The organism is Streptomyces sp. NPDC002156, assembly GCF_053593675.1.
In genome coordinates this window covers 18,557-42,308 of sequence record NZ_JBSFDA010000008.1, presented here as the reverse complement: position 1 = coordinate 42,308, position 23,752 = coordinate 18,557, and the positions used below count along the sequence as shown (strand labels likewise).

General features: G+C 70.4%; 20 protein-coding genes and 4 pseudogenes. 4 read left to right on the top strand and 20 right to left on the bottom strand.

What is annotated here, in order from left to right; genetic code table 11:
• Positions 1-4 precede the first annotated feature (4 nt).
• The 12 genes from ACWCRB_RS06120 to ACWCRB_RS06065 all read right to left on the bottom strand — a co-directional run bounded on the left by ACWCRB_RS06120 (position 5) and on the right by ACWCRB_RS06065 (position 14,422).
• Positions 5-1,375 carry an esterase-like activity of phytase family protein gene (locus tag ACWCRB_RS06120; RefSeq protein WP_450994893.1) on the bottom strand — a complete coding sequence of 457 codons (1,371 nt, stop codon included), beginning with the start codon at positions 1,373-1,375 and terminating at the stop codon, positions 5-7.
• A gap of 123 nt (positions 1,376-1,498) precedes the next feature.
• The gene (locus ACWCRB_RS06115; protein ID WP_450994892.1) at positions 1,499-2,434 is read right to left on the bottom strand and encodes an ABC transporter permease; all 936 of its coding nucleotides are present in this window, start codon (positions 2,432-2,434) and stop codon (positions 1,499-1,501) included.
• Positions 2,431-3,552 (bottom strand): ABC transporter permease, encoded by a 1,122-nt coding sequence (locus ACWCRB_RS06110; RefSeq protein WP_450994891.1) that lies wholly within the window; start codon positions 3,550-3,552, stop codon positions 2,431-2,433. The genes ACWCRB_RS06115 and ACWCRB_RS06110 overlap by 4 nt, the downstream gene beginning before the upstream one ends.
• On the bottom strand, positions 3,549-5,135 hold the full coding sequence (locus ACWCRB_RS06105; protein ID WP_450994890.1) for an ABC transporter ATP-binding protein: 1,587 nt from the start codon (positions 5,133-5,135) through the stop codon (positions 3,549-3,551). The genes ACWCRB_RS06110 and ACWCRB_RS06105 overlap by 4 nt, the downstream gene beginning before the upstream one ends.
• 16 nt (positions 5,136-5,151) lie before the next feature.
• Positions 5,152-6,243: a BMP family lipoprotein gene (locus ACWCRB_RS06100; RefSeq protein ID WP_450994889.1), complete on the bottom strand. Its 1,092-nt coding sequence runs from the start codon at positions 6,241-6,243 to the stop codon at positions 5,152-5,154.
• Between the two features lie 112 nt (positions 6,244-6,355).
• Positions 6,356-7,093: a purine-nucleoside phosphorylase gene (gene deoD, locus ACWCRB_RS06095; protein ID WP_450994888.1), complete on the bottom strand. Its 738-nt coding sequence runs from the start codon at positions 7,091-7,093 to the stop codon at positions 6,356-6,358.
• An 11-nt stretch (positions 7,094-7,104) separates the two neighbouring features.
• Positions 7,105-7,854, bottom strand: a complete 750-nt coding sequence (locus tag ACWCRB_RS06090; RefSeq protein ID WP_450994887.1) for a glutamine amidotransferase — start codon at positions 7,852-7,854, stop codon at positions 7,105-7,107.
• 74 nt (positions 7,855-7,928) lie between these two features.
• Entirely contained in the window at positions 7,929-8,969 is a 1,041-nt protein-coding gene (locus tag ACWCRB_RS06085; RefSeq protein WP_450994886.1) for a LacI family DNA-binding transcriptional regulator, read from the bottom strand.
• Positions 8,959-10,326: an amidohydrolase gene (locus ACWCRB_RS06080; RefSeq protein WP_450994885.1), complete on the bottom strand. Its 1,368-nt coding sequence runs from the start codon at positions 10,324-10,326 to the stop codon at positions 8,959-8,961. Before ACWCRB_RS06080 ends, ACWCRB_RS06085 begins: the two co-directional genes overlap by 11 nt.
• A 380-nt stretch (positions 10,327-10,706) precedes the next feature.
• Positions 10,707-11,927: an SGNH/GDSL hydrolase family protein gene (locus tag ACWCRB_RS06075; RefSeq protein WP_450994884.1), complete on the bottom strand. Its 1,221-nt coding sequence runs from the start codon at positions 11,925-11,927 to the stop codon at positions 10,707-10,709.
• Positions 11,928-12,143: 216 nt separating this feature from the next.
• Entirely contained in the window at positions 12,144-13,667 is a 1,524-nt protein-coding gene (locus ACWCRB_RS06070; protein WP_450994883.1) for an FAD-dependent monooxygenase, read from the bottom strand.
• Positions 13,668-13,723: 56 nt separating this feature from the next.
• Positions 13,724-14,422, bottom strand: a complete 699-nt coding sequence (locus tag ACWCRB_RS06065; protein WP_450994882.1) for a TetR/AcrR family transcriptional regulator — start codon at positions 14,420-14,422, stop codon at positions 13,724-13,726.
• A 149-nt stretch (positions 14,423-14,571) separates the two neighbouring features.
• Between ACWCRB_RS06065 and ACWCRB_RS06060 the strand changes: the two are divergent.
• Positions 14,572-14,772: pseudogene (locus ACWCRB_RS06060) on the top strand (FAD-dependent monooxygenase); the annotation flags it as partial.
• On the opposite strand, the pseudogene ACWCRB_RS06055 reads toward ACWCRB_RS06060, so the two are convergent.
• Positions 14,772-14,978: pseudogene (locus ACWCRB_RS06055) on the bottom strand (hypothetical protein); the annotation flags it as partial. The pseudogenes ACWCRB_RS06060 and ACWCRB_RS06055 sit on opposite strands and share 1 nt — an antisense overlap.
• Before the next feature lie 196 nt (positions 14,979-15,174).
• Complete coding sequence (locus ACWCRB_RS06050) at positions 15,175-16,050, bottom strand: PhzF family phenazine biosynthesis protein (RefSeq protein ID WP_450994881.1); 876 nt, start codon at positions 16,048-16,050, stop codon at positions 15,175-15,177.
• 554 nt (positions 16,051-16,604) lie between these two features.
• Between ACWCRB_RS06050 and ACWCRB_RS06045 the strand changes: the two genes are divergently transcribed.
• Together ACWCRB_RS06045 and ACWCRB_RS06040 are read left to right on the top strand one after the other, a co-directional pair.
• On the top strand, positions 16,605-17,273 hold the full coding sequence (locus tag ACWCRB_RS06045) for a hypothetical protein (protein ID WP_450994880.1): 669 nt from the start codon (positions 16,605-16,607) through the stop codon (positions 17,271-17,273).
• A 90-nt stretch (positions 17,274-17,363) separates the two neighbouring features.
• Positions 17,364-17,606: a hypothetical protein gene (locus ACWCRB_RS06040; RefSeq protein WP_450994879.1), complete on the top strand. Its 243-nt coding sequence runs from the start codon at positions 17,364-17,366 to the stop codon at positions 17,604-17,606.
• Between the two features lie 7 nt (positions 17,607-17,613).
• On the opposite strand, the gene ACWCRB_RS06035 is transcribed toward ACWCRB_RS06040, so the two are convergent.
• A complete protein-coding gene (locus tag ACWCRB_RS06035; RefSeq protein WP_450994878.1) occupies positions 17,614-18,000 on the bottom strand; it encodes a hypothetical protein in 387 nt (128 codons plus the stop codon).
• A gap of 475 nt (positions 18,001-18,475) precedes the next feature.
• Between ACWCRB_RS06035 and ACWCRB_RS06030 the strand changes: the two are divergent.
• Positions 18,476-18,592, top strand: a pseudogene (locus tag ACWCRB_RS06030) (nSTAND1 domain-containing NTPase); the annotation flags it as partial.
• Here ACWCRB_RS06030 and ACWCRB_RS06025 read toward each other — a convergent pair.
• The 5 genes and pseudogenes from ACWCRB_RS06025 to ACWCRB_RS06005 all read right to left on the bottom strand — a co-directional run.
• Positions 18,561-18,846: pseudogene (locus tag ACWCRB_RS06025) on the bottom strand (PHP domain-containing protein); the annotation flags it as partial. The pseudogenes ACWCRB_RS06030 and ACWCRB_RS06025 overlap by 32 nt on opposite strands.
• A gap of 116 nt (positions 18,847-18,962) precedes the next feature.
• Positions 18,963-19,211 carry a PaaX family transcriptional regulator C-terminal domain-containing protein gene (locus tag ACWCRB_RS06020; protein WP_450994877.1) on the bottom strand — a complete coding sequence of 83 codons (249 nt, stop codon included), beginning with the start codon at positions 19,209-19,211 and terminating at the stop codon, positions 18,963-18,965.
• 151 nt (positions 19,212-19,362) lie between these two features.
• A complete protein-coding gene (locus tag ACWCRB_RS06015; protein ID WP_450994876.1) occupies positions 19,363-20,784 on the bottom strand; it encodes an aldehyde dehydrogenase family protein in 1,422 nt (473 codons plus the stop codon).
• Position 20,785: 1 nt separating this feature from the next.
• Positions 20,786-22,114: an MmgE/PrpD family protein gene (locus ACWCRB_RS06010; protein ID WP_450994875.1), complete on the bottom strand. Its 1,329-nt coding sequence runs from the start codon at positions 22,112-22,114 to the stop codon at positions 20,786-20,788.
• Between the two features lie 30 nt (positions 22,115-22,144).
• A complete protein-coding gene (locus ACWCRB_RS06005) occupies positions 22,145-23,752 on the bottom strand; it encodes a thiamine pyrophosphate-binding protein (RefSeq protein ID WP_450994874.1) in 1,608 nt (535 codons plus the stop codon).

Below are 23,752 nucleotides of genomic sequence, written 5' to 3'. Positions count from 1 at the left end.
CAACCTATGGCAGGCCGAATCCGGTGCCATCCCCGGGGAAGGCGCGGGTGTACGAGATCCACAGGCGGACGTCGGCGGCGTCCGTACGGCCGTTGCCGTCGAGGTCTCCGGCCGGGCCGGCAGTCGGGACGGCCGCCAGGTCCTTGGCGCTGACGGCGCCGTCGCCGTTGACGTCCGGTGTGCGGCTCGCCAGCAGCCCCGAACGCACCGACAGCAGATGGAACTTGGTGACGCTGCCGTTGAAGCCGAAGTTGTCGTCGGCGACGAGGACGAGCGAGCGGGAGCCGTCGGGCAGTCGCGGCCCCCAGGTGATGCCCTCGACGTTGTCGGCGTCGGTGCCGGAGGTGGTGAAGTCGTACAGGAGCTTCTTCGGCATGGGCTTCTCGGTGCCGGACAGGGCGTCCTTGCCGTTGACGTCGGTCGCGCCGATGGTGCTGGTCCAGTAGAGGCGGATGGAGAAGCCGACACCGGAGGCGAAGGACCGTTCGACGGTGAGGTAGTCGGTCTCGTTGATCGCGAGGATCTCGGAGACGCCCCGGTCCGCCGCGTATGTGCCGACCGGGGCGGGCAGGGGTGCGGTGGGCGCGTCGGAGATCGGGTCGACCTCGTAGACGTGCTCGGCCTCCGGCTTCCCTGTACAACGGTCCATCAGCAGCAGGCGGGAGGGGCTCTTGGTCGTCAGCCCGGCCGCCGGGCCGTCCTGGACGAGGGCGTTCTCGGTGATGGTGGTCACCGTGTGCCCGTCCGGGGAGAGGGTGAGCCCCTCCAGGGCCTGGTTGTTGCGCACCCCGGCGGTGAGGGTGCCCGAGGCCGATCGGACGGGAGCGTACGCCGTGGGGAGCGGCAGTTCGCGGACGTACCCACCGGACGTGGCCGCCTCGCGGACGAAGGCGGGCTGACCGGCGGAGGAGGCTCCCTCGCTGGTCCAGAGCAGGCTCTTGCCGCCCGGGGTCCAGCGGATCGCCTCGGGGTCGACCGCCTTGGGGGCGAACGGTTCACCGGTGGTGTCGGCGAGCACGGTCAGACCGTCGAGGTCGGGCTTGTCGTCGGCGAAACCTGTCCTGTCGAGCGGCAGTCGGAGGGTGTAGAAGCGGGCCTTGCCGTTCTCCGAGCGGTCGTCGCTGACGGCGACGTACTCGCCGGACTGCGGGTCGTAGTCGATTCCGGACAACCCGCCGAAGGGCATGCCGAGTTCGGTCGTCCCGGCGGGCACCGTGAGGGTGTCGAGGAGCCGCACGTCCTGCGGCTTTCCGGAGGAGCCCGCCCCGGATTGTGCCGCGAACCCGTTCGTGAGCCCGAGGCTGCCGAGGAGGCCGGCCGTGGCAAGGCAGCTGAGAAGCGCGCGTCTGCGGCGCGCTGGAGATCTGTGGCGCATGGGTGTCCTTCGGAAGGGGAGGCGAACGGAGCGTGCGGGCATGGCTCGCCGGCCCGTTCGCTCGGCGAATCGCGGGTGGTGGGAGAGCTCTGTGGTTGAGGGAAGAGAGGTGTCGTCGAGGCGTCAGAGTGAGGCAGCGGCCGGCACAGCACCGCCCCGGCGCTTGCGGCGCCACGCGTACAGCGCGAGCGCGACCAGCGTCATCACGTACGGGATCGTCGACACCAGCTGCGGTGGTACGTCGAGCGTGCCGAGCTGCACGGCAAGTGCCTCCGCCGCTCCGAAACCGAGTGCGGCGAGGAAGACACCCCACGGCCGCAGGCCGCCGAGGAACACGGCGGCGAGGGCGATGAAGCCGCGGCCGGCCGTCATGTCCCGTACGAAGAAGGAGACGTAGCCCATGCTGAGGAAGACCCCGGCAAGTCCGGCGAGTGCCCCGCTGAGGGCGAGTCCGGTGTACTGGACACGCCGTACCGCGATCCCGACGGACTCGGCGGCGTCGGGCATCTCGCCGACCGCGCGCAGGTGGAAGCCGAAGCGGGTGCGGTAGAACAGCCAGGCGACGAACGGCGCGGCCAGGAAGGCCAGCCAGGTGACCATGTTCTGGCCGCTCAGCACATCGCCGAGCACCGGCACGTTCTCGATGCCCGGCAGGGTGACCGTCGGCAGGCTGCCGCTCTTCAGGCCGGAGGTGCCGCCCTTGTCGTCGAGGAGGCTGTAGACGGCGTAGGCGGTGCCGCCGGAGGCGAGGAGGTTGAGGCCGATGCCCGCGATGATCGCGTCGGCGCCCAGTTCCAGGCGAAGGGCGGCGAGCAGCACACCCAGCAGGGTCGCCATCGCTACGCCGCTGACCGCGCCCAGCGCGACGGAGCCGCTGTAGCCGGCGACCAGCGCCCCGGTGCAGGCGGCGGAGAGCATCTGACCCTCCAGGGCGATGTTGCTGATGCCGGCGCGTTCGGCGACCAGCCCGCCGAACGCGGCGAGCAGATACGGCGTGGCGATCCGCAGTACGGCCGCCAGGAAGGCGCTGCTGAGGACGACGTCGAACACGGAACTCATCGGACACCCGCCTGCCTGCGTGCGATGCGCCGCTTGAGCAGGTTCGGCAGGGCCTGGGCGGTGACCAGCAGCACGATGACCGCCTGGATGACCACCACGATCTCGGTGCCGACGTCCGTCTGCTGTTCCATGATGTCGCCCCCGGCGCGCAGGTAGGAGTAGAAGAGTCCGGCGACCACGACGACCAGCGGGTTGTTCCTGGCCAGCAGGGCGACCACGATCCCTTCGAAGGCGAGGCTGCCGGCGAGCCCAGGTTCCAGTCGCCCGTACACGCCCTGGACGAGATGGGCACCGGCCAGGCCCGCGACGGCACCGCCGATGACGAAGCTCCACTCGATGACGCGGGGCACGCGGATCCCGCCGTACGCCGCGAAGTCGGGGTTGGCCCCGGTCATTCGGATGCGGTAGCCGAGCGGGGTGCGGGTGATGAGCAGCCACAGCGCGACGGCGGTCAGCAGCATCACCCCGAAACCGATGTTGGCGCGGCCCAGCGGGACGCCGAACCAGTCGCTCAGCGGGGTGAGCGCGGAGTCCTGCTGGATGGATTTCGAGTGCACGGCGCTGCTGCCCGACTCCTTCAGCGGGCCGTTGACGAGGTAGTCGTAGACACGGACGACGATGGCGTTGAGCATCAGCGTGGCCACGATCTCGTTGGCACCGAGGCGTGCCTTCATCGTGCCCGGCACCAGGCCCATTCCGGCGCCCGCGGCGGCGGCCGCGGCCATCGGCACGATCACGGCGACGACGGGCGGCAGCGGCACGAAGATCGCGACAGTCGCCGCCGCCAACGCACCGGCGTAGACCTGGCTTTCGGCGCCGAGGCTGATCTGCCGGGCGCGGAAGGGGATCGCGACCGACAGCCCGAGCAGGGTGAGCGTGGTGGCGTCCTCCAGCCAGCGGCCGACGCGGAAGGAGCGTTCCAGTGGGCCGGTGAGCATCACCTCGTAGGCCCGGATCGGGTCGTTGCCGGTGGCGAGCATGACGAGGAAGCCGATGGCCAGGGCGGCCAGGATGGTGGCCAGGGCCATGCTGAGGTCGACGGCGAAGTCGCGGCGCCGGGTCGTTCGGTACTGGCGCCGGTCTTCGGTCTCGATCGCTGTCAGCGGGGTGGTGGTCACGGGGCCTCCTCCCCCAGGTCTTCCAGACCGGCCGTGAGCCGGTCCCGGTCGTGCTGCTCGACGCCGAGCATGTAGAGGCCGACCTGCTTCTCGGTGAGGCCGGCCGTGTCGTCGAACCGGGCGACCAGGCGGCCGTCCTTGAGGACGAGCAACCGGTCGGACAGCGCGAGGAGTTCGGTGAGGTCGGCGGAGATCAGCAGGACGGCGGCGCCCGCGTCACGCGCGGCGACCAGACGCTCGTACATGAACCGCATCGCGCCGATGTCCACCCCGCGGGTGACCTGCGAGGCGATCAACAGGCGTGGCCCGGCGGAGAGTTCGCGGGCGACGATCACCTTCTGCATGTTGCCGCCGGACAGTGCGCGCACCGGGACCGACGGGTCGGGGGTACGGATCGCGTACTGGTCGATCAGTCGCTCGGCATGGGCGCGTACGGCACCCGGGCGCAGGACGCCACGGCGGGCGAGGGGTGGTCGGTCGTGACGGTCGACGACGAGGTTGTCGGCGATCGACGCGTCGAGGGCGGCGCCGTTGTGCAGCCGGTCCTCCGGTACGTAGCCGATGCCGGCCCTGCGGTGTCCTGCCACGTCGAGACCGGCCGTGTCGGTGCCGTCGATGTGGACCGTGCCCGCGGTGGGGCGGCGCAGCCCGGCGAGGATCTCGGCGAGTTCGCTCTGGCCGTTGCCCTCGATGCCGGCCACGCCGACGATCTCCCCGGCGGCGACGTCGAAGGCAAGGCCGTGCAGGGACTGGGCGGTCGCGGCCTCGTAACCGAGGTTCCGTACCCGCAGGGTGGTCTCCGCCGTGCGGGCCGGGGTGCGCTCCACGTCCAGGGACATCTCGCGGCCGACCATCATCGAGGCGAGCGAGCGCTCGGTGGCGTCGGCGGTGGCGACCGTCCCCACCAGGGAGCCGGCGCGCATCACACTCACCTTGTCGCTGATCTCCCGTACCTCGCGCAGCTTGTGCGAGATGAACAGCACGGTCATCCCGTTGTCGCGCAGCCGGCGCACGGCGGCGAACAGGTCCTCGGTCTCCTGCGGGGTGAGCACGGCGGTCGGCTCGTCGAGGATCAGCACGCGGGCCCGCCGGTGGAGTGCCTTGAGGATCTCGGTGCGCTGCCGCATCCCGACCGACACCTCGTCGACGCGCGCCCTGGGGTCGACGACGAGTCCGGACTCCTCGGCGAGCCGAGCGGTCGTCTCCACGGCCGCCTTCGGGTCGACCAGACCGCGCCGGCCCGGCTCGACCCCGAGGACGACGTTCTGGGCGACGGTGAAGGACGGCACCAGCATGAGGTTCTGGTGCACCATGCCCACGCCCAGCGCGATCGCCGAGGCCGGGCCCCGCAGCACCCGGGGCCGTCCGCCGACCAGGATCTCGCCCGCGCTGGGCTGTTCGAGACCGTAGAACATCTTCATCAGCGTGGACTTGCCCGCGCCGTTCTCACCGACGACCGCCCGGATCTCGCCCGGCGGGACCTCCAGGTCCACGGCGCGCACCGCGCGGACCCCGTTGGCGTAGGTCTTGGTGACCTGGCGGGCGGCGACGGCCGGTCCGTCCTTGCCCCATGGCTCGTTCATCGTCAAGGCCGTTCGGCTAGAGGGCGCTGGGCACCGTGACGGAGCCGGACTTGACCTCGTCGGCGGCTTCCTGGACCTCGGTACGGATCTTCTCGGGCACCAGCTCCTTGAAGTGGTCGTCGTTCACATAGCCGACGGCGTCCTCGGCGAGGCCGACGGTGGAGACGGAGCCGTACTTCAGGGAGCCCTTCTGGTCGTTCTGCGCGGCCTCGTACAGGGCGTTGCCGACGTTCTTGAGGATGGAGGTGACGACGATGTCCTTCTGCGCCTGGTCGGTGAGGGTCTGGTACTGGTCGGAGTCGACGCCGAACGCGTACCGCTTGGCGCCGACGGCCGACTCGAAGGTGCCGAGTCCGGAGAGCCCGGCGACCGGCCACACCAGCGCGGCGCCCTGGCCGTACATGGCGGTGCTGATCTCCTTGCCCTTGGCCGGGTCGCCGAACGGCTTGTCGCCTCCCACGTACTGCACGAGGACGTCGGAGTTCTTTCCGCCGGCGGCCTGGAAACCCGACTTGAAACCGACGACGAAGTCCTCGATCAACGGGATCTTCACGCCACCCATGACGCCGACCTTCTTCAGCGATTCGGTTCCCTTGAGTGCTTTCGCGGCCACCAGCTTCTCCGCCAGGAATCCCGCGAGATAACCGCCCTCGTTCTGTTTGAACGTGACGGAGTAGACGTTCTCGCACTTGTTGGAACAGGCGCCGTTCTTGCCGCTGTAGTCGACCGGGGCGTCGAAGACCCAGAACTTCTTGTCCGGGAATTCCGGGGCGAGTTTGCCGATGTAGTCGGTGACGTCGAAGGTACCGGCGGCGAGGATGTCGTAGTCGTCGGCCGAGGCGGCGTCCTCGAAGCCGGGCTCCCACTTGGTCCGGTCGGAGCCGAGCTCCACCACCTTGAGCTCGTAGCCGAGGTCCTTCTCGGCCTTCTGCAGGCCCGCGTAGGCGGAGTCGAAGAACGACTTGTCGCCCAGCCCGCCATTGAGCACCAATTTGATGCGCGGCTTGCCGGAGGACGACGCTCCGGAATCGTCCCCGCCCGATCCCCCGCACGCGGTCAGGACGAGCATCCCTGTCACCGCGACGGCGGCGCTTCTTCCGTATCGCATCATCGACCTCCTGATCATTGTGTTGCTGAGTGAGCGGCTGCGTTGACAGTAGAAAGTGCAAAACGTTTTGGCTACGTTGCCCGGTTTCGATTTGATTTCCGGTGCGGGAATTTCAGACATCGGTCAGCAGCGCGGTCGCGGCGATGCGCAGCGTCCGGTCGAAGTCCGTCTCGCGTTCCTCGGCGGTGAGCGCGTCACCGGTGCGGAGGTGGTCGGACACGGTCAGCACGGCGAGGGCCTCGCCGCCCTCCGCGCAGGCCACGGCGTACAGTCCGGCCGCCTCCATCTCGACCGCGAGGGTGCCCCGGCGCTCCAGGGCGTCGAAGAGGGCGGGGCGATCGAGGTAGAAGTGGTCGCTGCTGAACACCGGTCCGATGTGCACGGCCTCGCCGCCGGGGAGTTCCCGCTCGGCGGCGTCCTCGGCGGCACGCAGCATCCGGTAGGAGGGAGCGAGGGAGAGGGTCACGCCGTCCACGAGGACGCGGCTGAGGCTGGAGTCGGTGTGCGCGGCGGAGGCGATCACCACGTCCCGTACGGACACCGAGGCCGGGATCGCACCGGCCGTGCCGACCCGGACGATCCTGCGCACGCCGTAGTGGCGGAACAGCTCCGTCGCGTAGATCGTCACGGACGGGATGCCCATGCCGGAGGCGAGCACCGACATCGGCACGCCCCGGTGGCTTCCGGTGTAGCCGAGGATGCCGCGTACGTCGGTGACCTGCCGCGCGTCCTGAAGGAACGTCTCGGCGATCCGCCGGGCGCGGCGCGGGTCGCCCGGCATCAGCACGAGTGGCGCGAAGTCGCCCGGCCGGGCCGCGATGTGTGGTGTGCCGGTGACGGAGGTACTCACGTGCGGGGCCATCACAGCTCCGCTCCGGCGAGCCAGCGCACCAGCCGGTCCCACAGCTCGGAGTACCCGTCCCAGGCAAGGAACGGTGGCGGCGCCCAGTGCGGTGCCACGTCGGACGTGAACGCCGCCGATCTGCCCGCGCCGTGGCCGCCGACGACGAGCAGGGGGTGCCCGGCACACTCGGCGAGCAGCGACGCGTCCGGCCGGGCCGTGACCTCGTTGAGGCCCAGCAGCGCGGGCCAGGACCGCTCAAGACCCCGTACGACCGCGTGCTCGCCCACCACTTCGGGGACGGCACCGGCCGGGAGCTCCACCCGGTCGTCGCGGTCCAGCATCGTCACCGGCAGGGCGGCGGCGAGCGGGGAGCGCCCCCATCGCGCGCGGGCGTCGATGCCGCTGAAGGTCAGATAGCCGCCGATCATCAGCACCCCGCCGCCCCGCTCCACGAAGCCGCGCACCAGCTCGGACCGGTCGGGCGCGGGGACGGAGTGGTTGAAGGTCTCGGGCGGCAGCTGGAAGCTGTTGGCGCCCACATCGCTGATGACGACGACGTCGTACGCGTCGAAGCCGTCGGCGGAGGCCGGTACCCGGCTCGGGATCTCGTGCGAGGGCACGTAGGTCACCTCGTGGCCGCGCGAGCGGAGCGCGTCGAGGAAGGCACCTCCGCCCTCGGTGTACTCGGAGGTGTGGAAGGCGTCGAAGCCTTTCTGGTGGACCGTGTAGGTGAACCAGGACTCGCCGACGACGAGCACTCTGGGCATGGCGAACCGCCTTTCGGGACAGGGGGTATTGCCGCGCGGCACGGCAACTCCGTGCGGGGCGTGGGTAGTTGAGGTCAGCGGGCGGCGGGTGCCGTGCTGCCGCGGACCTTGAGTTCGACGGGAAGGGTGTGCCGGGAGGCGGGCGGGACCTCGCCCCGGGTGACGTACTGGAGGAGTTGGGCGGTCGCGGTGCGGCCCACGTCGTAGGCGGGCTGGTGGACGGTGGTCAGGGGCGGATGCGCCAGTGTGGCCGCCCGGATGTCGTCGAAACCGACCACCGAGACGTCGTCCGGCACCGACAGTCCCGCCTCGCGGAGCGCGGTGAGGGCGCCGAATGCCATGAGGTCGTTGGCCGCGAAGACGGCCGTGCAGTCGTCGGGGAGACCGCCCTCCTGGAGGAGTTCGGCGACGAGGCCGTATCCGGAGGTCTCCTTGAAGTCGCCGACGCGTTCGACGACCTCTCCCCGGAAGGCCCGTACGAAACCGCTCGCACGGGCGTTGCTGCTCTTCAGGGCGCGCGGACCGGTCAGCATCAGGGCCCGGCGGTGGCCGAGCGCCCGGAGGTGCTCCCCCACCAGCCGTCCGCCCGCCTCGTGGTCGGCGGTGGCGATGAGGGCGCCTTCGAGGCCCTCGACCTCCTCGTCGGCGAGCGCGATGGGGAACTTGCCCATCAGGGCCTCCAGCCTCCGCCGGGACGGCGGGGATCCCGAGGCGTACACCATGCCGTCGATGAACCGGCTGCGGATCATGCCGAGATAGCGGTCCTCGCGGTCGGCGTCGAACTCGGTGTTGCACAGGATCAGGCCGTAGCCGAGGTCATGGGCGGCGTCCTCGGCACCCTTGGCGAGCTCCGCGAAGAAGGTGTTGCTGATGTCCGGGATCAGCAGGCCGATCACCGAGGTGGAACCGGCCTGCAGGCTGCGGGCCAGGGACGCGGGGACGTAGCCGAGCCGGTTGACGACACTGCGGACCCGGGCGGCCGTGTGCTCGTTGACCGGCCGGTTGCCGCTGAGGACGTGGGAGACGGTGGTGGCGCTGACGCCCGCCGCGGCGGCCACGTCCTTGATGGACGCGGGACGCCGGACCGCCGCCCGCGTGTACGGCTCAGGGGTCATAGTGCTGCACCGCCCTGCCGTGGGAGGTGTCGAGGATCCGGGCCACCCGCGCGTCGGCCTCGGCCAGTAGCTCCGGCACGTCCACGGTGAGCAGCCGGCCGTCGCGCATCAGGACCCGGCCGTCCACGACGACCGTGCGCACGTCACTGGCGCGGGCGCTGTAGACCAGTGCGGCACGCGGATCGTGCAGCGGACGGCAGTGCAGCCCCGACAGGTCGGTCAGGACGAGGTCGGCGCGCATGCCCGGCTCCAGCGCCCCGATCTCCTTCTGCAGGCCGAGGGCCCGGGCCCCGCCGCGCATGGCCAGGCGCAGGGTGTCGGAGACGGTCATCCAGGTGGCGTCCCGCACGGCCTGCTTCTGGGTGAGGGCGACCAGCCGCAGCGCCTCCCACACGTCCAGCGTGTTGTGGCCGGCGGCGCCGTCCGTGCCGACCGCGACCGCGACTCCGGCGCCGAGCAGGTCGCGGACCGGGGTGAGCGGGGACAGGGCGTGCTTGAGGTACACCTTCGGGCAGCAGGCCACGGCGGTCGTGCCGGCGTACTCGGCCAGCAGCGGCAGGTCGTCCTCGACGATCCCGCAGCCGTGCGCGATCAGTGCCCCGGCGTCCAGTACCCCGGTCTCGTGCAGCACCCGGATCGGGGTGATGCCACGCCGCTCCAGGCTGGACCGCGTCTGCTCCAGGTGCTCGGCGGCGTGGATGTGCACCCGCAGGCCGAGCCGCCGGGCGTGCCCGGCGAGGGTCCGCAGGTCGCCGTCGTCGACCGTGTACGGGGCGTGCGGTCCGAGCGAGACGGTGACCCGGCCGTCGGCCAGGCCGTGCCAGGCCTCCGCGAACCCGACGGTGGCCTCCAGGGCTTTGGCGCCGCCGCTGCTGAAGTAGGTGGGCGCGATGTCGGCGCGCAGGCCGGTCTCGGTGACCGCCTCGGCGATCTGCTCGGGGAAGAAGTAGTGGTCGGCGAAGGTGGTGACGCCGGAGCGGATCATCTCGGCGCAGGCCAGCCTGGCGCCGATCCGTACGTCGTCGGGGGTGAGGTTGGACTCCATCGGCCAGACGCGGTCGTTGAACCAGCCCTCGACCGTCACGTCCTCGGCCGCGCCGCGCATCAGGGTCATGGGGCTGTGCGTGTGCGCGTTGATCAGGCCGGGTACGGCCAGCAGTCCGCGCCCGTCGATCACATCAGCCGCGGGGGCCGGACCGAAGGGGCCTCTGGTCGGTCGTACGTCCTCGATGACGCCGTCCGCCACCACGATGTCCTGCGCCCGCAGAACCTCGCACTCGCCCTGCGTCGGGACACGCAGCACATCGCAGCCGCTCACCAGGAGGCGGCCGGTCGGTGGAGGCGTTCTGTCGCTCATGGCGCACAAGCTAGATATCCAAAACGTTTTGCACAACCATGAGTTTCACCGGGACGGACAGTGCAGATCCCCATCGGGGATGCACCGCCACCGTGAGGCGTTCGGCGGCTTGCCAGCGTTCGGCTTCGCACCGGGGGTCACAGGGGTCCTCCGACGAGCGGTCCGCACGGGCGTACGGGCGCCGCCCACTGCCGGGGTCGGGCGGATAGCGGTGAGTGAGCGTTCGAGCTCGGTGACTGGCGCTGTTTCGCTGGTGTGGCCCGCTGGCCAGGGCGGCTGGCAGCGGGCTCTGGCACAGCTCTTGGAGAGCGGGTACAGAGGCTTGCTGGAGCAGGATCATCTTGCGGAGCAGTTCGAATCCGGCCCGACCGTACAACTGCCTATTGATCCTCGAAGAGGGAGAGGTCGACAGACTCCGCGAGGGCGGCATAGCCCGCGTCACTGCCGTGGAGGTTGTCTCCCATGTGGAGGTCGCTGCGGATGTGGCTGGGATCGGCGGGGTCGCGCCAGACGGCGTCGAAGTCGAGTACGCCGTCGAAGGCGCCGCTCGTGCGGATCCATGCGTTGACCTGCTCGCGCGCCTTGTCACCCTGGGCTGTGTACATTTCCGAGCCGCCGTAGGGAGCGATGGTCGCGGCATGGACCTTCACGCCGTGCGCGCGGGCTCGAGCCGCCAGTTGGAGGTGGGCTGCGACGATGTCGTCGACGTCGACGGGTGAGCCGGGGAACATCGAGAGGAATCCGGCGGTCTCCTCGGTGCGTGGGGCGAAGGAGAAGATGAGGTCGTTGCCCACGGCGATCACCACATGGCTGAGGCCGGGCGTGGCGAGGATGTCGCGATCGAAGCGGGCGAGGGCGGCGGTGCCGATGCCGTCGGTGAGCATCCGGTTGCCGCTGATGCCCTGGCTGACCACACAGAGTGCCTGTCCGCCGCGGGCTGCCAGGCGTTCGGCGAGCCTGTCCGTCCAGCGTCGGTCGGTGCCGGGGGTGGATCCCACGCCATCGACGCGGGAGTCGCCGATGACGGCGATGGCCCGGGTCGGTGTCTCAGGCTGCACTTCCACGGCCGTGATCAGGGCTTGTGCCGGCAAGGGCGCGGCGTCCGCGGGCAGCGACATGAGGGCGCTCGCGTCGCCGGGGATGAGCCAGCCGAGCGTGTGGAAGGTCCCGTGACAGGTCGCGGTGTCGACTCGGCCGGGCAGGTAAAGGCTGATGGTCAGCCGGGACAGCGCGGCGGTCCGCAGATCGATGGGGTCACTGAGGATCGGCGCGCCCGCCGGCACGGTGACGGTTGACTGACCGCTGAAGGTCACCGCGTGATCGCTTCCGTGCTGGACTCCGTCGTCGGTGTCCGTGATGGCGACACGTGCGGCGCCGATGGTCAGCGGTGCGGTTCCGTACTCGTTGCTTATACGGATGCGGATGCGGTGTCCGCCTCCTGTGATGCGGACGATTTGCCGCAGCGTCGCGTTCTCGAAGGGCTCGACGCAGCTGACGGAGTTGTCCGGTGCCTGCGGGGAGGCGCCCCATGTGCGAACCCAGGCAACTGTGTGCGGGGCCGAACCTTCTCCGCTGGAGGGGGTGTTGATGGTGCTGTTCACGGTCGTTGCCCTTCGGCTGTCGGGTATGACGGCGGTGCTTGAGCGTGTTGGTGCTCGAGGAGTTCGATGTCAGGCCGCCTTGCCTGACGCGGTGGAGGGGCCTGGGCCTCGTTCGCGGTCTTGCGCTTCCAGACCGATGCTCCGGCGCAGGGGAGGTCGATCCGCAGCGGGTGAACGGCGCCGGTCTGGAACGGGGCCGGGGAGCCGCCGTTCGTGCTAGCTCTGCGGCGCGCCGAACCACTGGGCAGCCGCCTGCTCGAACGCGTCGCGATCCGGGGCGGGTTCGCTCGCCCAGGCCACGACTCCGTCGGGCCGAATCAGCGCGGCACCCAGCCCGAGGTCGTTGCGCGCCGGGCCGGCCGCGTAGTGGATCCGGCCTTCCCACCCCTTCGCCGCGACCTGCAGCGCACGGTCGGTGCTGAAGTCGAGCACGACTCCCTGCCCCTGGCGCAGCAGTTCGCCGAGGCGAGTGCCGTCCTCGAAGCGGAAGTCCGGGGCGGTGCGGCCGATGAGGGGCTGTTGGCTGCCCAGGTCGTAGCGGTTGAACAGCCCCGACGTCTTTCGGTACACGTGGGTCGTTCCGTCGGTGGTGCTCATCAGATCGTGGACGAGTTGACGCAGCGCGGGGGCGTTGGGGCCCGGCTTCATGGTCGCGACCTGGGCGCGAGACCAGTCGAGCACGGCGGCGCCGACGGGGTGCCGCTCGGTGGTGTAGGTGTCGAGCAGACCCTCGGGAGCGGTGCCACGCACGGTGGCGGCGAGCTTCCAGCCGAGGTTGACGGCGTCGCCGATGCCGAGGTTGAGGCCCTGGCCGCCCAGGGGCGAGTGGATGTGTGCTGCGTCGCCGGCCAGCAGCACCCGGCCCTCGCGATACGTCGTCGTCTGCATCGCGCGGTCGGTGAAGCTGGAGGCGAGATGGACCTCGCTCAGCGTCACGTCGGTGCCGCTGACGCGGCGCAGGACCGTCTGGAGGTGTTCACGGGTCAGCGGCTGGGAGCGGTCGAAGGTGCCGCCGTCGAAGTCCATCATGCCCAGGTGCCCTTCGAGGGGCGTACGCAGATACATGCCGGTCGGCGTCAGGTTGAACCCGAGCGGCAGCTGCCCGGGGTCGGCGAAGGTGACCTTGGCGACGTAGCCGGTGAACAGCGGCTCGGTGCCCACGAATTCGATGCCTGCGAGCTGACGTACGGCGCTGCGCCCGCCGTCGCAGCCCACCAGCCAGCGCCCCTGGTACTCCTGGCCGCCTGCCGTGACGAGGACAGATCCGGTGTCCTGCGCCACGGCCGTGACGGGAGCATTCCGGATGATCTCGGCTCCGAGCGTGGTGGCCCGCTCGGCCAGCACCGCTCCGATCGCTTCCAGGCTCGTCATGAACCCCTCCATCGCCGGGCTGGGCAACCGAGGCGGGAGGGTGGCTGTGTCGATGTCGGCCGCGTCGAGCGTCATGCCCGCGAAATGGCTCAGCTCACGAGGGTCGGGCGCCTCGACCGCTTCCGGATCCGCGCCCACCTTCGCCGGGTCGACTCCCGAAGCCTGCGCCATCGCTTCCAGGAGGCCGCGGCGGTAGAACGTCTCGGCCGACGCGGCGTTCAGGCCCCGCAGCCCGAGCGGTAACGCTTTCAGGGGCGAGGTGAGTTCCGGGTCCCGCTCAAGGACCAGAACCGAGCAGCCGGACAGGGCCAGCTCGCCGGCCAGGAACAGACCGACCGGGCCGCCACCCGCGATCACGACGTCATGCATGAGAGATGTCCTTTTCGAGAAACGAACGATGGGGTCACCCAGCCGGATCGGCCGGGTCAGCACAGACGGGTGAGGCCGTCGAGGATGACGGCGATGCCGGTGAGGAACTGCTCGCGGTCGTCGTGCTCTCTCATCTGGCCGACGATGGCGTGCATGAACGGGTATGCCTCCGGGTCGAGTCCCTGCCATGCCGTCGACGCCGCGTCGAAGAACTCGTCGCGATCCCCGCTGGGGTCGATCCCCGAGGTGTCCCCCTCGATGCGGGCGTTTTGGCTGACGGCTCCGAGGATGTAGTGCACGAGCATCGAAGCCGCGTCGAACCAGGAGGCTCGCGGCACGCCCAGGGCGCCCACCTGCCCGCCGATCCGCTCGAAAATCCCCACCGTCACCGGGCCGACCGGATTCCGGACGATCTGGAGGGTCAGCCGCGTCGCGAGCCACTGATGTGCGGCGATCGCGTCGAACAGGGCCAGCGCGACGACACGGATCTCGTCCCCGGGCGTGGCCGCGGTCCCGGCGGGCCGGGTCGCCAGCGCCGCACCGATCACGGTTTCCGTCGCCGTGTCGAGCAGCTCGTCGCGGGTGCCCACGTGGTAGTAGATCGCCCCGGAACCGGTGGACAGCCGTTCGGTCATCGCCCGGATGGTCAGCGCGCTCTCGCCGCCCGCATCGAGCATCTCGACCGCAGTGCCGATGATCTGCTCCCGGGAGAGCACCTGGTTGCGCCGCTGTGGCCGGCGCGCTCGCGTCGTCATGCCTCGATGCTGCCACATTTGGTGCAGCGATCCAAATTGGTGCGCCGTACCAAAGTGCCATGCGGCCCCACTTTGGAACAGCGCACCAACGCGTTGGTCGGCCGACTCCGGCCGCAAGAGCAAAGAGGCGTCACGCACCCCACGTCACGATCATCGGAACCGGGCTCGGCGGACTCACGCCGGCCCACGCCCCGCACATCCACGGCATACCAGCAGAGGTCTACGAGGCGGAAGAATCGCCGAAGGCGCGGGCGCAGGGCGGGATGCTCGACGTCCACAACCACAACGGGCAACGCGCCATCGAGGCGGCCGGGCCGATGACGGAATTCCGCGCCATCGTTTCGGAGGGCAGCAGCCGCTCCGCGTCCAGCACATCGGCGAGCCGGTGCTGCGCCACATCGGCATAGCGGACGGAGTCGGTCAGCACCGCGCACACCCAGCCGGTCGGCCAGGCCGGTCGTCCGCGCGGCCCGGCACAGCGACCCGGCCCGGTGCCCTGCCGCCCCAGCCACACCGCCTCCAGCCGCAAGGACGCCCCGGCCGGCTCCCGCCACGGCGGGGCTGGCGGATCGGTCCGTCCCACCAACTCGGGGGTGTTACGGGCCTGGTGGACCTGTTCAGGGGGGCGTCCGTCCCTCGGACGTGGGGGGTGTTCCGCCGACTTCGATCTCGGTGCTGTCTGGCCACGGGAGGTCTGGCCCGATCTTCTCCACCCGCAGCTGCCACGGGCTGCCCTGCCATCTACCTGGCGCTCAGCCAATGCGGGCTCCCGCGCCGCTGACACGGACGCGCGGGTCTCCCGCGCGCAGCGTCACCGTGAGTTCGCCAGGGCGGCCCAGCTCCTCGCCCTGGTGCAGGGTGAGGACGGCGTCCTCGGAAACCAGGCCGAGTTCGCGGGCGTACGCACCGAACGCGGCGGCCGCGGCGCCGGTTGCCGGATCCTCGACGACGCCTCCGACGGGGAACGGGGCCCGGACATGGAAAACGGTGGCCGACTCTCGCCACACCAACTGGAGCGTGGTCAGGTCCAAGCGGTGCATCAGGGCTTCGAGGCGCGCGAAGTCGTACGCGAGATCCGCGAGGCGCGCACGGGTCGCCGCCCCGAGAACGAGATGACGGGCACCGGCGAACGCGATCCGGGGCGCAAAGTCCGGGTCGAGATCGGCGGCCGGCCAGCCGAGCGCGGCGAGCGCCTCCGTGAGATCCGCATCGGCGATCTCCTCGACGTGCGGCTCGACACTGGTGAGTGTGGCCCTGACGGTCCCCTGCTCCTCGGTCACTTCCACCGGCACGGTGCCCGCGCGCGTCGCGAACACCAGCTCCCCAGGTCCTATCCGCTCCGCGAGGGCGACAGCGGCCGCGACGGTCGCGTGCCCGCAGAACGGCACCTCGGCCTTGGGGCTGAAGTAACGGATGCTGTACGCCCGACCTTCCTTGCCGCCGAGGCCCTCCGGGGGTGCGGACAAGAACGCGGACTCCGAGTACCCGAGGTCGGCGGCGATGGCCAGCATGTCGCTGTCGTCCAGGGCAGCGGCATCCAGAACGACGCCCGCGGGGTTTCCGCCGTCAGAGATGCTGGAGAAAGCCGTGTATCGCAGTACCTCGGGCCAGGGCCCATCCGTCGTCATGCTCGCGGGAACGCGGGACGGGCCCGCGGCTATTCCTGAACGCCGACGGAGACAGGCATGGGCCCCTGCGGCGAACCGCACATCGATACGCACCCACGCCAGGATCCACAGGACCGTGGCACCGGGCAGCACGGCCGGCTGCCCGATCGTCTGCGCCTCCAGGGCACGAAGCGTCTTGGCCTGCGCCCGCCGGTCCCTGACAACTCGTCAACCGGAAGCAGCCCGAGGAAGTCGCGTCTCATCAGGCGGGTCCTGGCTTACGCCGCCGTGAGGCCTCACTCTCGACAGCGGGTTCAGCGGCTTCGCGATCTCCCACAGCCCGTCCGGAACGACGGCCGGGCAACCGATGGGGACAGGGCAGCATCCCGATGAGCGGCCAGATCCGCCGACGGGCCGAGGGATTTCGAAGCGGGGAGCTACACACCCGTATTGGGATGAGAAAAGCATCCTGCCCTCTTTACTTGAGGCGGAGCCGATGACCGTTATCGCAGGTCAGCCGCGCGGCGAAGGTGTAGCGCAACCGAGAAAAACTCAGCAGCGTCTGCCCTCAGTACATGAGGAGAGCGGAGGTCTCGGCCGTGGAGGTGGGGCGGTGCGGGCGAACCAAGGGCGTGGGCGGGCTGTCAACGGCCGATGTGTGGACAAGCCCGAAGGCGTGGGCGGCCAACAGTGCGGGTGAGGTGACCGCGGTGCAATGGGCGTTGATCGCCGGACGGAGAGTGTGGCCGCCGATCGTGGCGTGGGCCGTCCTGCTGGGCTGGGGAGCCCTCGTGATCGGTGTGGGGATCGCGGTGGACGCCTCTCGGAGGCAGTACGTCGGCCTGCCGGAGGAGCAGAGGCCCGGGGCGCTGGAGATGATGGTGACAGTGGGTGTGATCTTCGGCCTCCACGCCGTGCCGTTGGCGGTGTGGGCCGGACAGTCCCGGTGGCGGGCTCGGCGGCGCCGGCGGGGCCGTATCGCCGCCCTACGGGCAGGCCGGATCGCCGTCGCCCTGGGGGAGATCGGGGCCTCGGCGCGTGTGGGCGAGACCTGCGTTCTCCTGCCCGACGGCGCGCCGCCGCTGCCGCCACCGGGGGCGTACCGGCTGTACTGGCTGGAGCCGGCCCGGCGCGGCGGCAAGCCGCTGCTGTTGTCCGCTGAGCCGGTCGACACCGAGGAGACCGCAAACCGCACGCACCGCCGGGAAAGCGACGAGGACGGCCCCACCGACCGTCGTGCGTGACAGGCGCCGGCAGGAGCAGATGTCTGGCCATCCGACGAACAGGGCCACCGATCTCTGCTCTCTGGCCTGTGTTGTCTACGAAGCCATCGCATGCAATCCAGATTTCCCCGCGCTGAAGAAGCGGCGCTGATGTGGGCGTACAAACACGATGAGCCGCCTCCTCTGTCCCAGAAGATTCACGGGATCACGCCGCATTGCGATGATGTGATGCGGGCTGTGCGGGCTCTGGGCATCTCGCCCGCCGACGGGGACGCAGTACGCGAGCGTCACCCCTTCACCACGCGACACGTGGTGAAGGGCTTCACGTTCCAGCCGCGGTCGAACCTGCGCTGAGCTCAGATCAGTTGTAGGCGGTGCATCCGATCACGCCGCGACTGATGTCCTTTCCGCAGGCACGCCACGGTGACCCGAAGGTGCCGACCGTGCCACTGTTCATCGAGGTCGCGCCCGTGGGCACCGTACGCCAAGCGGTCACGGCGCCCGATGCGTTCGTCACCCAGATCTCATCCCCAGGGGTGGCACCAGTGATCTGCCCATGCCAGCCGTTGTCGCACAAGAAAAGGTGAACCTGCGCCGCCCCGGCGCTCACGGGATTCACCGGCTGGATACAGGCGGCGGCCTGGTCGAAGGGAGTCATCTCAGGCGAGGCGGCGGTCGGGGACGTGCTGATGAGTGCGGCCGCGATGGCTGTCGCTCCGACTGCCAGAGTCGTACGAAGGTTCTTCATCGGCAGATCCTTTCGGGAGTGTGAGTATCCGTTCCTTGCTGTTTCCGGACAGACGGGGCGACGAGTCTCATCCTGTACTCCCGCTCCGGTTCCTCAACCTCGGCCGTTGGCCGTCACGAGTGCGGCCGGGCCGGTCGCTCCAGGTGTAGTGGCCCGCGCGTTGTTCGTCTTCGGCGTACTGGTGCCGAACAAACAACTCATGAAAAATGTGACGCGGCTGTCGGGCCGTCACCTGGGGGAACGGGGAGGTGTGGCGATGCCGCACAAGGAGCGACCGCTGGACGCGGGGGACGGTCCGCTACCGGAGTTCGCCTTGGGCTTGCGGTAGTTGCGGCGGAAGGCAGGCAGGCACTCCGCCCTACCGGACACTGGCGGTGCGGTGCCCCTGGCGCACGTGCGCTCCTGCGACGGGGATGCCCAGGAATGAGAGCGTCGTCGGCAGGACGCGGAGTGGTTCTTCGGCCGGGAGCAGTTGGTGGAGGATCTGGCCGGGCGGCTGGAGCGGCAGCGGTTCGTGATGGTGATCGGGGCTTCGGGTTCGGGTAAGTCGTCGCTGTTGCGGGCCGCTCTGTGCGTCCAGCCACTTCGGGAGGCGCCTCCACCGCAAGATCCGCTCCGAACAGGGGGGCGGATACCGGCCCGGTCCACAGCCTTGGCGAAACGGACGGCCCCGCCGAGGGTGTCCCAGTCGGTCAGGGCGACCGCGTCCATGCCCCGCTCGGTGATCCGCTCCGCAAGCTGCTCGGGGTGCGAGGCGCCGTACCGCAGGCAGAACCCGCAGACGGCGTACAGACGCCTACAACCTCGCACCTGGACCACCCCTCGCGACTTACTGCCCCTGCCCATCCCCTCATTGCCACTCCGATCCCTCCGGGGTGATGTCACCGCCCTGGACCAGACTCGAACATTTACGTGATTCGAAGAACGTGCCTCACCCTCGAACACTTGGGGAGGCCCGGCGGTCACCCCGAGCCGGGGCGCGGCAGTTGGTCGATCTCTTTGTCGGCGCCGGGGCCCAGCCGCCTGCGGAGGCGGGACAAGGTCCGAGCCGATCGGGGTGCGGGCCAGTCGTCGTCCAAGTTCGCGGCGGGCAGGCCCGGATCGCTCCGCAACAGCCGCCCCCAGTCGTCGATGAGCAGCAGAAGCTGCGACAAAGCTTCGCCGGAGGGCGGCTCGGCGTGCTCCCAGCGTTGGAGGAGTGTTTCGTGCACCGCCCGAGCGCACTCAAGTCCCAGGCTCTGTCGACCAGTTCACGGGGATCGCTGGGAGCTCTAGGTGTGCCGTGGAACGCCTGGGCCAGATGGCCGACGTCGACCACCTCATGTACGGGGCCGAGGGTCGCGGCGCGAACAGTGACGGGGTTCAAGAAGCAGGCGGACGGTGCCGGATCAGGACCGTGCGGGAGTCGGTCATGTCGGCGACGGCATAGCTGGGTCCTTCGGCTCCCTGGCCGCTGTCCTTGACCCCGCCGTACGGCATCGGATCGGGGTGGCAGCTGGACGTGTCGTTGATGATGACGCCGCCCATCTCCAGCCGGTGGGCGAAGGCGAACGCCACGTCGAGGTCCTGGCAGAACACCCCGGCCTGGAGGCCGTATCCGGTGGCGTTGGCCATCCGTATCGCCTCGTCGAGGGAGCCGACCGGGGCTGTGGCGAGCACGGGTGCGAACGCCTCCTCCGAGGCGAGCCGGGCCTTCTCCGGCAACCCGGCCAGCAGCGTTGGGGACATCATCGCGCCCTCCCGCATTCCTCCGGTGAGCAGGCGGCTCCCCTGGCCGACCGCGTCCTTGACCAGGGATTCCGCCCGCCCGGCCGCCGCCGCGCTGATCAACGGCCCGACCTGGGTTCCGGGGGCGCGCGGGTCGCCGTACGGGATGGCACCGATCAGGGTGGTGAGCCGTGAGGTGACCTCGTCCGTGATCGTCTCGTGCACGAGCAGGCGCTGTACGGACGTACAGACCTGGCCGGCCTTGCGGTACCCGGCGCGGACGATGAGCGGCAGCGCGTGGCCGAGGTCGGCGTCCTGCCAGAGCAGGGTCGGGGAGTTCGAGCCGAGTTCGAGGTGGGTGCGGGCGAGGCCGGAGACGGCCCGGATGTGCCGGCCGACCTCGGTCGATCCGGTGAAGGTGATGTAGCGGACGTCGGGGTGGCGTATCAGCTGGTCGCCGACCGTCTCGCCGGGGCCGGGCAGCAACTGCACCAGCCGGTCGGGCAGACCTGCGTCGAGGAGTGCCCGTACGAGTGCGATCGAGGACAGCGGGGTCTGTTCGGCGGGCTTGAGCACCACCGCGTTGCCCGCCGCGAGGGCGGGGGCGATCTTGTGGGCGACGGTGCTGAGCGGTGCGTTGAACGGCGTGATCGCGGCGACTACGCCGACCGGGACCCGCAGGGTGAAGCAGAGCGAGTTGTCGTGCCCCGCGGCGGCCTGGACGGGGACCATCTCGCCGGTCAGCCGCAGGGCTTCCTGGGCGCTGAGTTCGAGGATCAGGAGGGTTCGGTCGAGTTCGGTGGTGGCGTCCGCCGGGGTGAAGCCGGTCTCGGCCACGTACTGCGCGAGGATCGTGGCACGCCGTTCGTCCAGGAGCCGGGCCGCACGGCGGAGGATCATCGCCCGTTCCCCGCACGGGAGTTGGCCCACGGCCCGGGCCGCCGAGGAGATCGCCGTGTCGATCTGGTCGGGCCCGGGGACCTGGAGTTCGGCGATCAGGTCGCCGGTGTACTTGTCGGCCACCGGGAGCCTGCCCGGTCCCTTCGCCCAGGTGCCGTCGAGGAGAAGTCCCGTCATGTCAGCACCAGTCCAAGGTGGTCATTCGCGGGAGAGCCGGCAGCTTCCACAGGGCGCTCGCGATCGTCTCGGCCCGTGTCCGGCCGACGACCGACGGCACCAGCTCGTCGTACTTCTCGCGCAACTCCTGGTCGCTCAGGGGGTCTTCGGGGTCGCCCTTCCGCGTGAGCCGCAGTCGTTCGTACGAGGCACCCTGCCGGTCGGTGATCCGTACGCGGGCGGCCCGGCGCCCGGGGGCCATGGCGTCCAGCTCCGGATCGACCCGTGCCGTGGTGCGGGCCACGAGGTTGCGGACGGCCGGATCCGACAGCGCCTCGGGCTCGAAGGCCCGCAGTCTTACGCTGCCCAGCACCAGTGCGGCGGCCACTGTGTACGCGAGGCTGAACCGGGCCTCGCCGGGCTCACGGGGGTCGACGCGGCCGGCGACCCGGGTGGCGGTCGCGTAGGTCTCGATCTCGATGCCGGTGATGTCCTCCACCCGTATGCCGTCGGCGCGCAGTTCGAGTGCGGCGTCGATCGCGGCGAAGGTGTGTCCGCAGCAGGCGTGGTACTTCACCGTCGTCGCCGTGACACAGAACGGATCGCCCAGGCCGGAGACGGAGAGATCGGTGATCCCGGCGGTGGCGACACCGAATCCGGCCGGCCCCTCCAGGACGTCCAGGGCGCCGGCTAGGCCCTTGTCGGCGGCGAGCGCGGCCACCACCCCGGCCTCGGCCGCGTGTCCCGAGTGCAGGGGTTTGCCCGTGGACGGTGACCGGAAGGTCTGCTGCAGTCCGGCGGCCGTTGTCGCGGCGAGCGCCAGCGCGCCCGCGAACCGGCCGGTGTCGAGGCGGAGGAGTTCTGCCGCCGCGGCTGCGGCGCCGAAGGTGCCCACCGTCCCGGTGGTGTGCCAGTGCCGGTAGTGGGCGGGCCCGACGGCCAGGGCGATCCGTGCGCCGATCTCGTACCCGATGGTCACGGCGCGGAGGAAGTCCTCGCCGGAGACATCGAGTTGGTCGGCGACCGCGAACGCGGCGGCGATGGTCGGTGCGCCGGGGTGGTAGAACGCGTCGCGGTAGATGTCGTCGAGTTCGGCGGCGTGCGCGGCAGTTCCGTTGAGCAGTGCCGCGGTCCTTACGTCTGTTGCTCGCCCCGAAGGAACGAGCCGTGCGGGTCCGGGAGTTGGGGTGAGCGCTTCGGTCAGTGCGCGGGCGGCCGGGGTGACCGAGCCGGGGACGGTGGCCGAGACCCAGTCGACGACCGCGCGCACGGCCGCGTGCGTCACGTCTTCCGTGAGGGGTTTCGCCCGCTGGGCGACCGCGAACTCGGCCAGTTGCTCGACGACGGTCATACCGGCTCCCTGCGCGACTGGTGGTGGGCTCTAGAACTGGGCCTCGTACTGGGCGGGGTCGATCCGTGCCTCGATGAGCAGCGGCCGGGTCAGGCCCGCCAGCCCTGCCGTGGCCTTCTCCAGTTCGGCCGTCGATGTCACGCGTACGCCGTCGCAGCCCATCGAGCCCGCGAGCGCGACCAGGTCGATGTCGTCGAGGCGGGTCGCCGTGCTGGGATAGCCGAGGGCCCGCTGTTTGAGTTCGATGCGGTTGAGGCTGCCGTCGACGAACACCACGACGGCGAGGCGGAGTTGGCGCGCGGCGGCCAGTCTGAGTTCGGTCGCGGCCATCGCGAAGCCGCCGTCACCGATCAGGGCGACGACGGGAGTCTCACCGAGGGTCATCTGGGCGGCGATGGCCCCGGGCAGCCCAAGTCCCATCGCGGACAGGCCGTTGCTCATGAGGACGCTGCGGGGCCGACTCGTCCGCCAGCCCTGGCCGACGAGGAGCTTGTGCGAGCCGACATCGCAGGTGACGACGGTTTCGGGATGCGCGCTCGCGCGGACGACGTCTATGACATCGGTGGGGTTGAGGCGGCCCGCGACCCGGCCCGCGTAGTAGGCCGTACGGAGCCGGTCGCGGTGGGCCGCGACCTCCTGTTCGTTCCAGCGGGGTTCGCCCCGCCAGCCGTCCGCGAGCCAGTCCAGGCTCGCGGAGACGTCCCCGACCAATTCGCAGGCGCTGGGGTAGATCTGGTCGGTGTTGGGCGTGGTGTCCACATGCAGGACCGGTACCGACAGGGACCACGGTCTGATCAGCTCGACCGGGTCGAAGCCGGCCGCGACGACAAGATCGCTACCCGCCAGGAACTCCCACACGACCTGGTTGCACGCCATGTCGAGGACGCCGGCGAAGAGCGGATGGTCCTCGGGGAACACGCCTTTGGCCATCGGCGACACCACCACCGGGGCTCCGACCTCCTCCCCCAGCCGGATCAGGGCGTCGGACGCACCGCACCGGGTCGCCCCCGCCCCGGCCAGCAGCACCGGACGGCGGGCGGAACGCAGGAGGGTCGTGGGGTCCGAGCCACCGGGGGCGACATGGACCCGGACGCCTCCGGCGGCGCCGTCGAGCGGTGGCGGCGCCACGGCGGTTTCGGGTGCGTCCGTGGCGAAGGCCTCGGCGGAGCCGGTGAGATGGACGGCCCCGGGTCGTTCGGCGACGGCCAGGCGGAGGGCCTTGCGCAGCACGGCGTCGACGGACCTGGGGTGGATCCGGCCCGCCCACTTGGTGACCGGCGAGAAGAGCAGTTTGTGGTCCACCACCTGGTGGGTGACGAAGTCCTCGCGTCCGGGGTCGATCTGACCGGAGATCGCCAGCAGGGGAACCCGGTCCCAGGTGGCGGCGGCCACCCCGTTGACGATCGCGGTCGATCCGGGCCCGAGCGTCGAGAGACAGACCCCGGGCAGCCCGGTCACCATCGCCTGGGCCTCGGCCATGAACACCGCGGTGCCTTCACGGCTGCCGAGGACGACCTCGACGTCGGCGGCGCGCAGTGCCTCCATCAGCTCGATGATCGGGTCTCCCGGGTAGGCGAACACGAACCGGGTGCCCAGGGCACGGACGTATCCGGCGACCACGGAGGCGGTGTTGCCCAT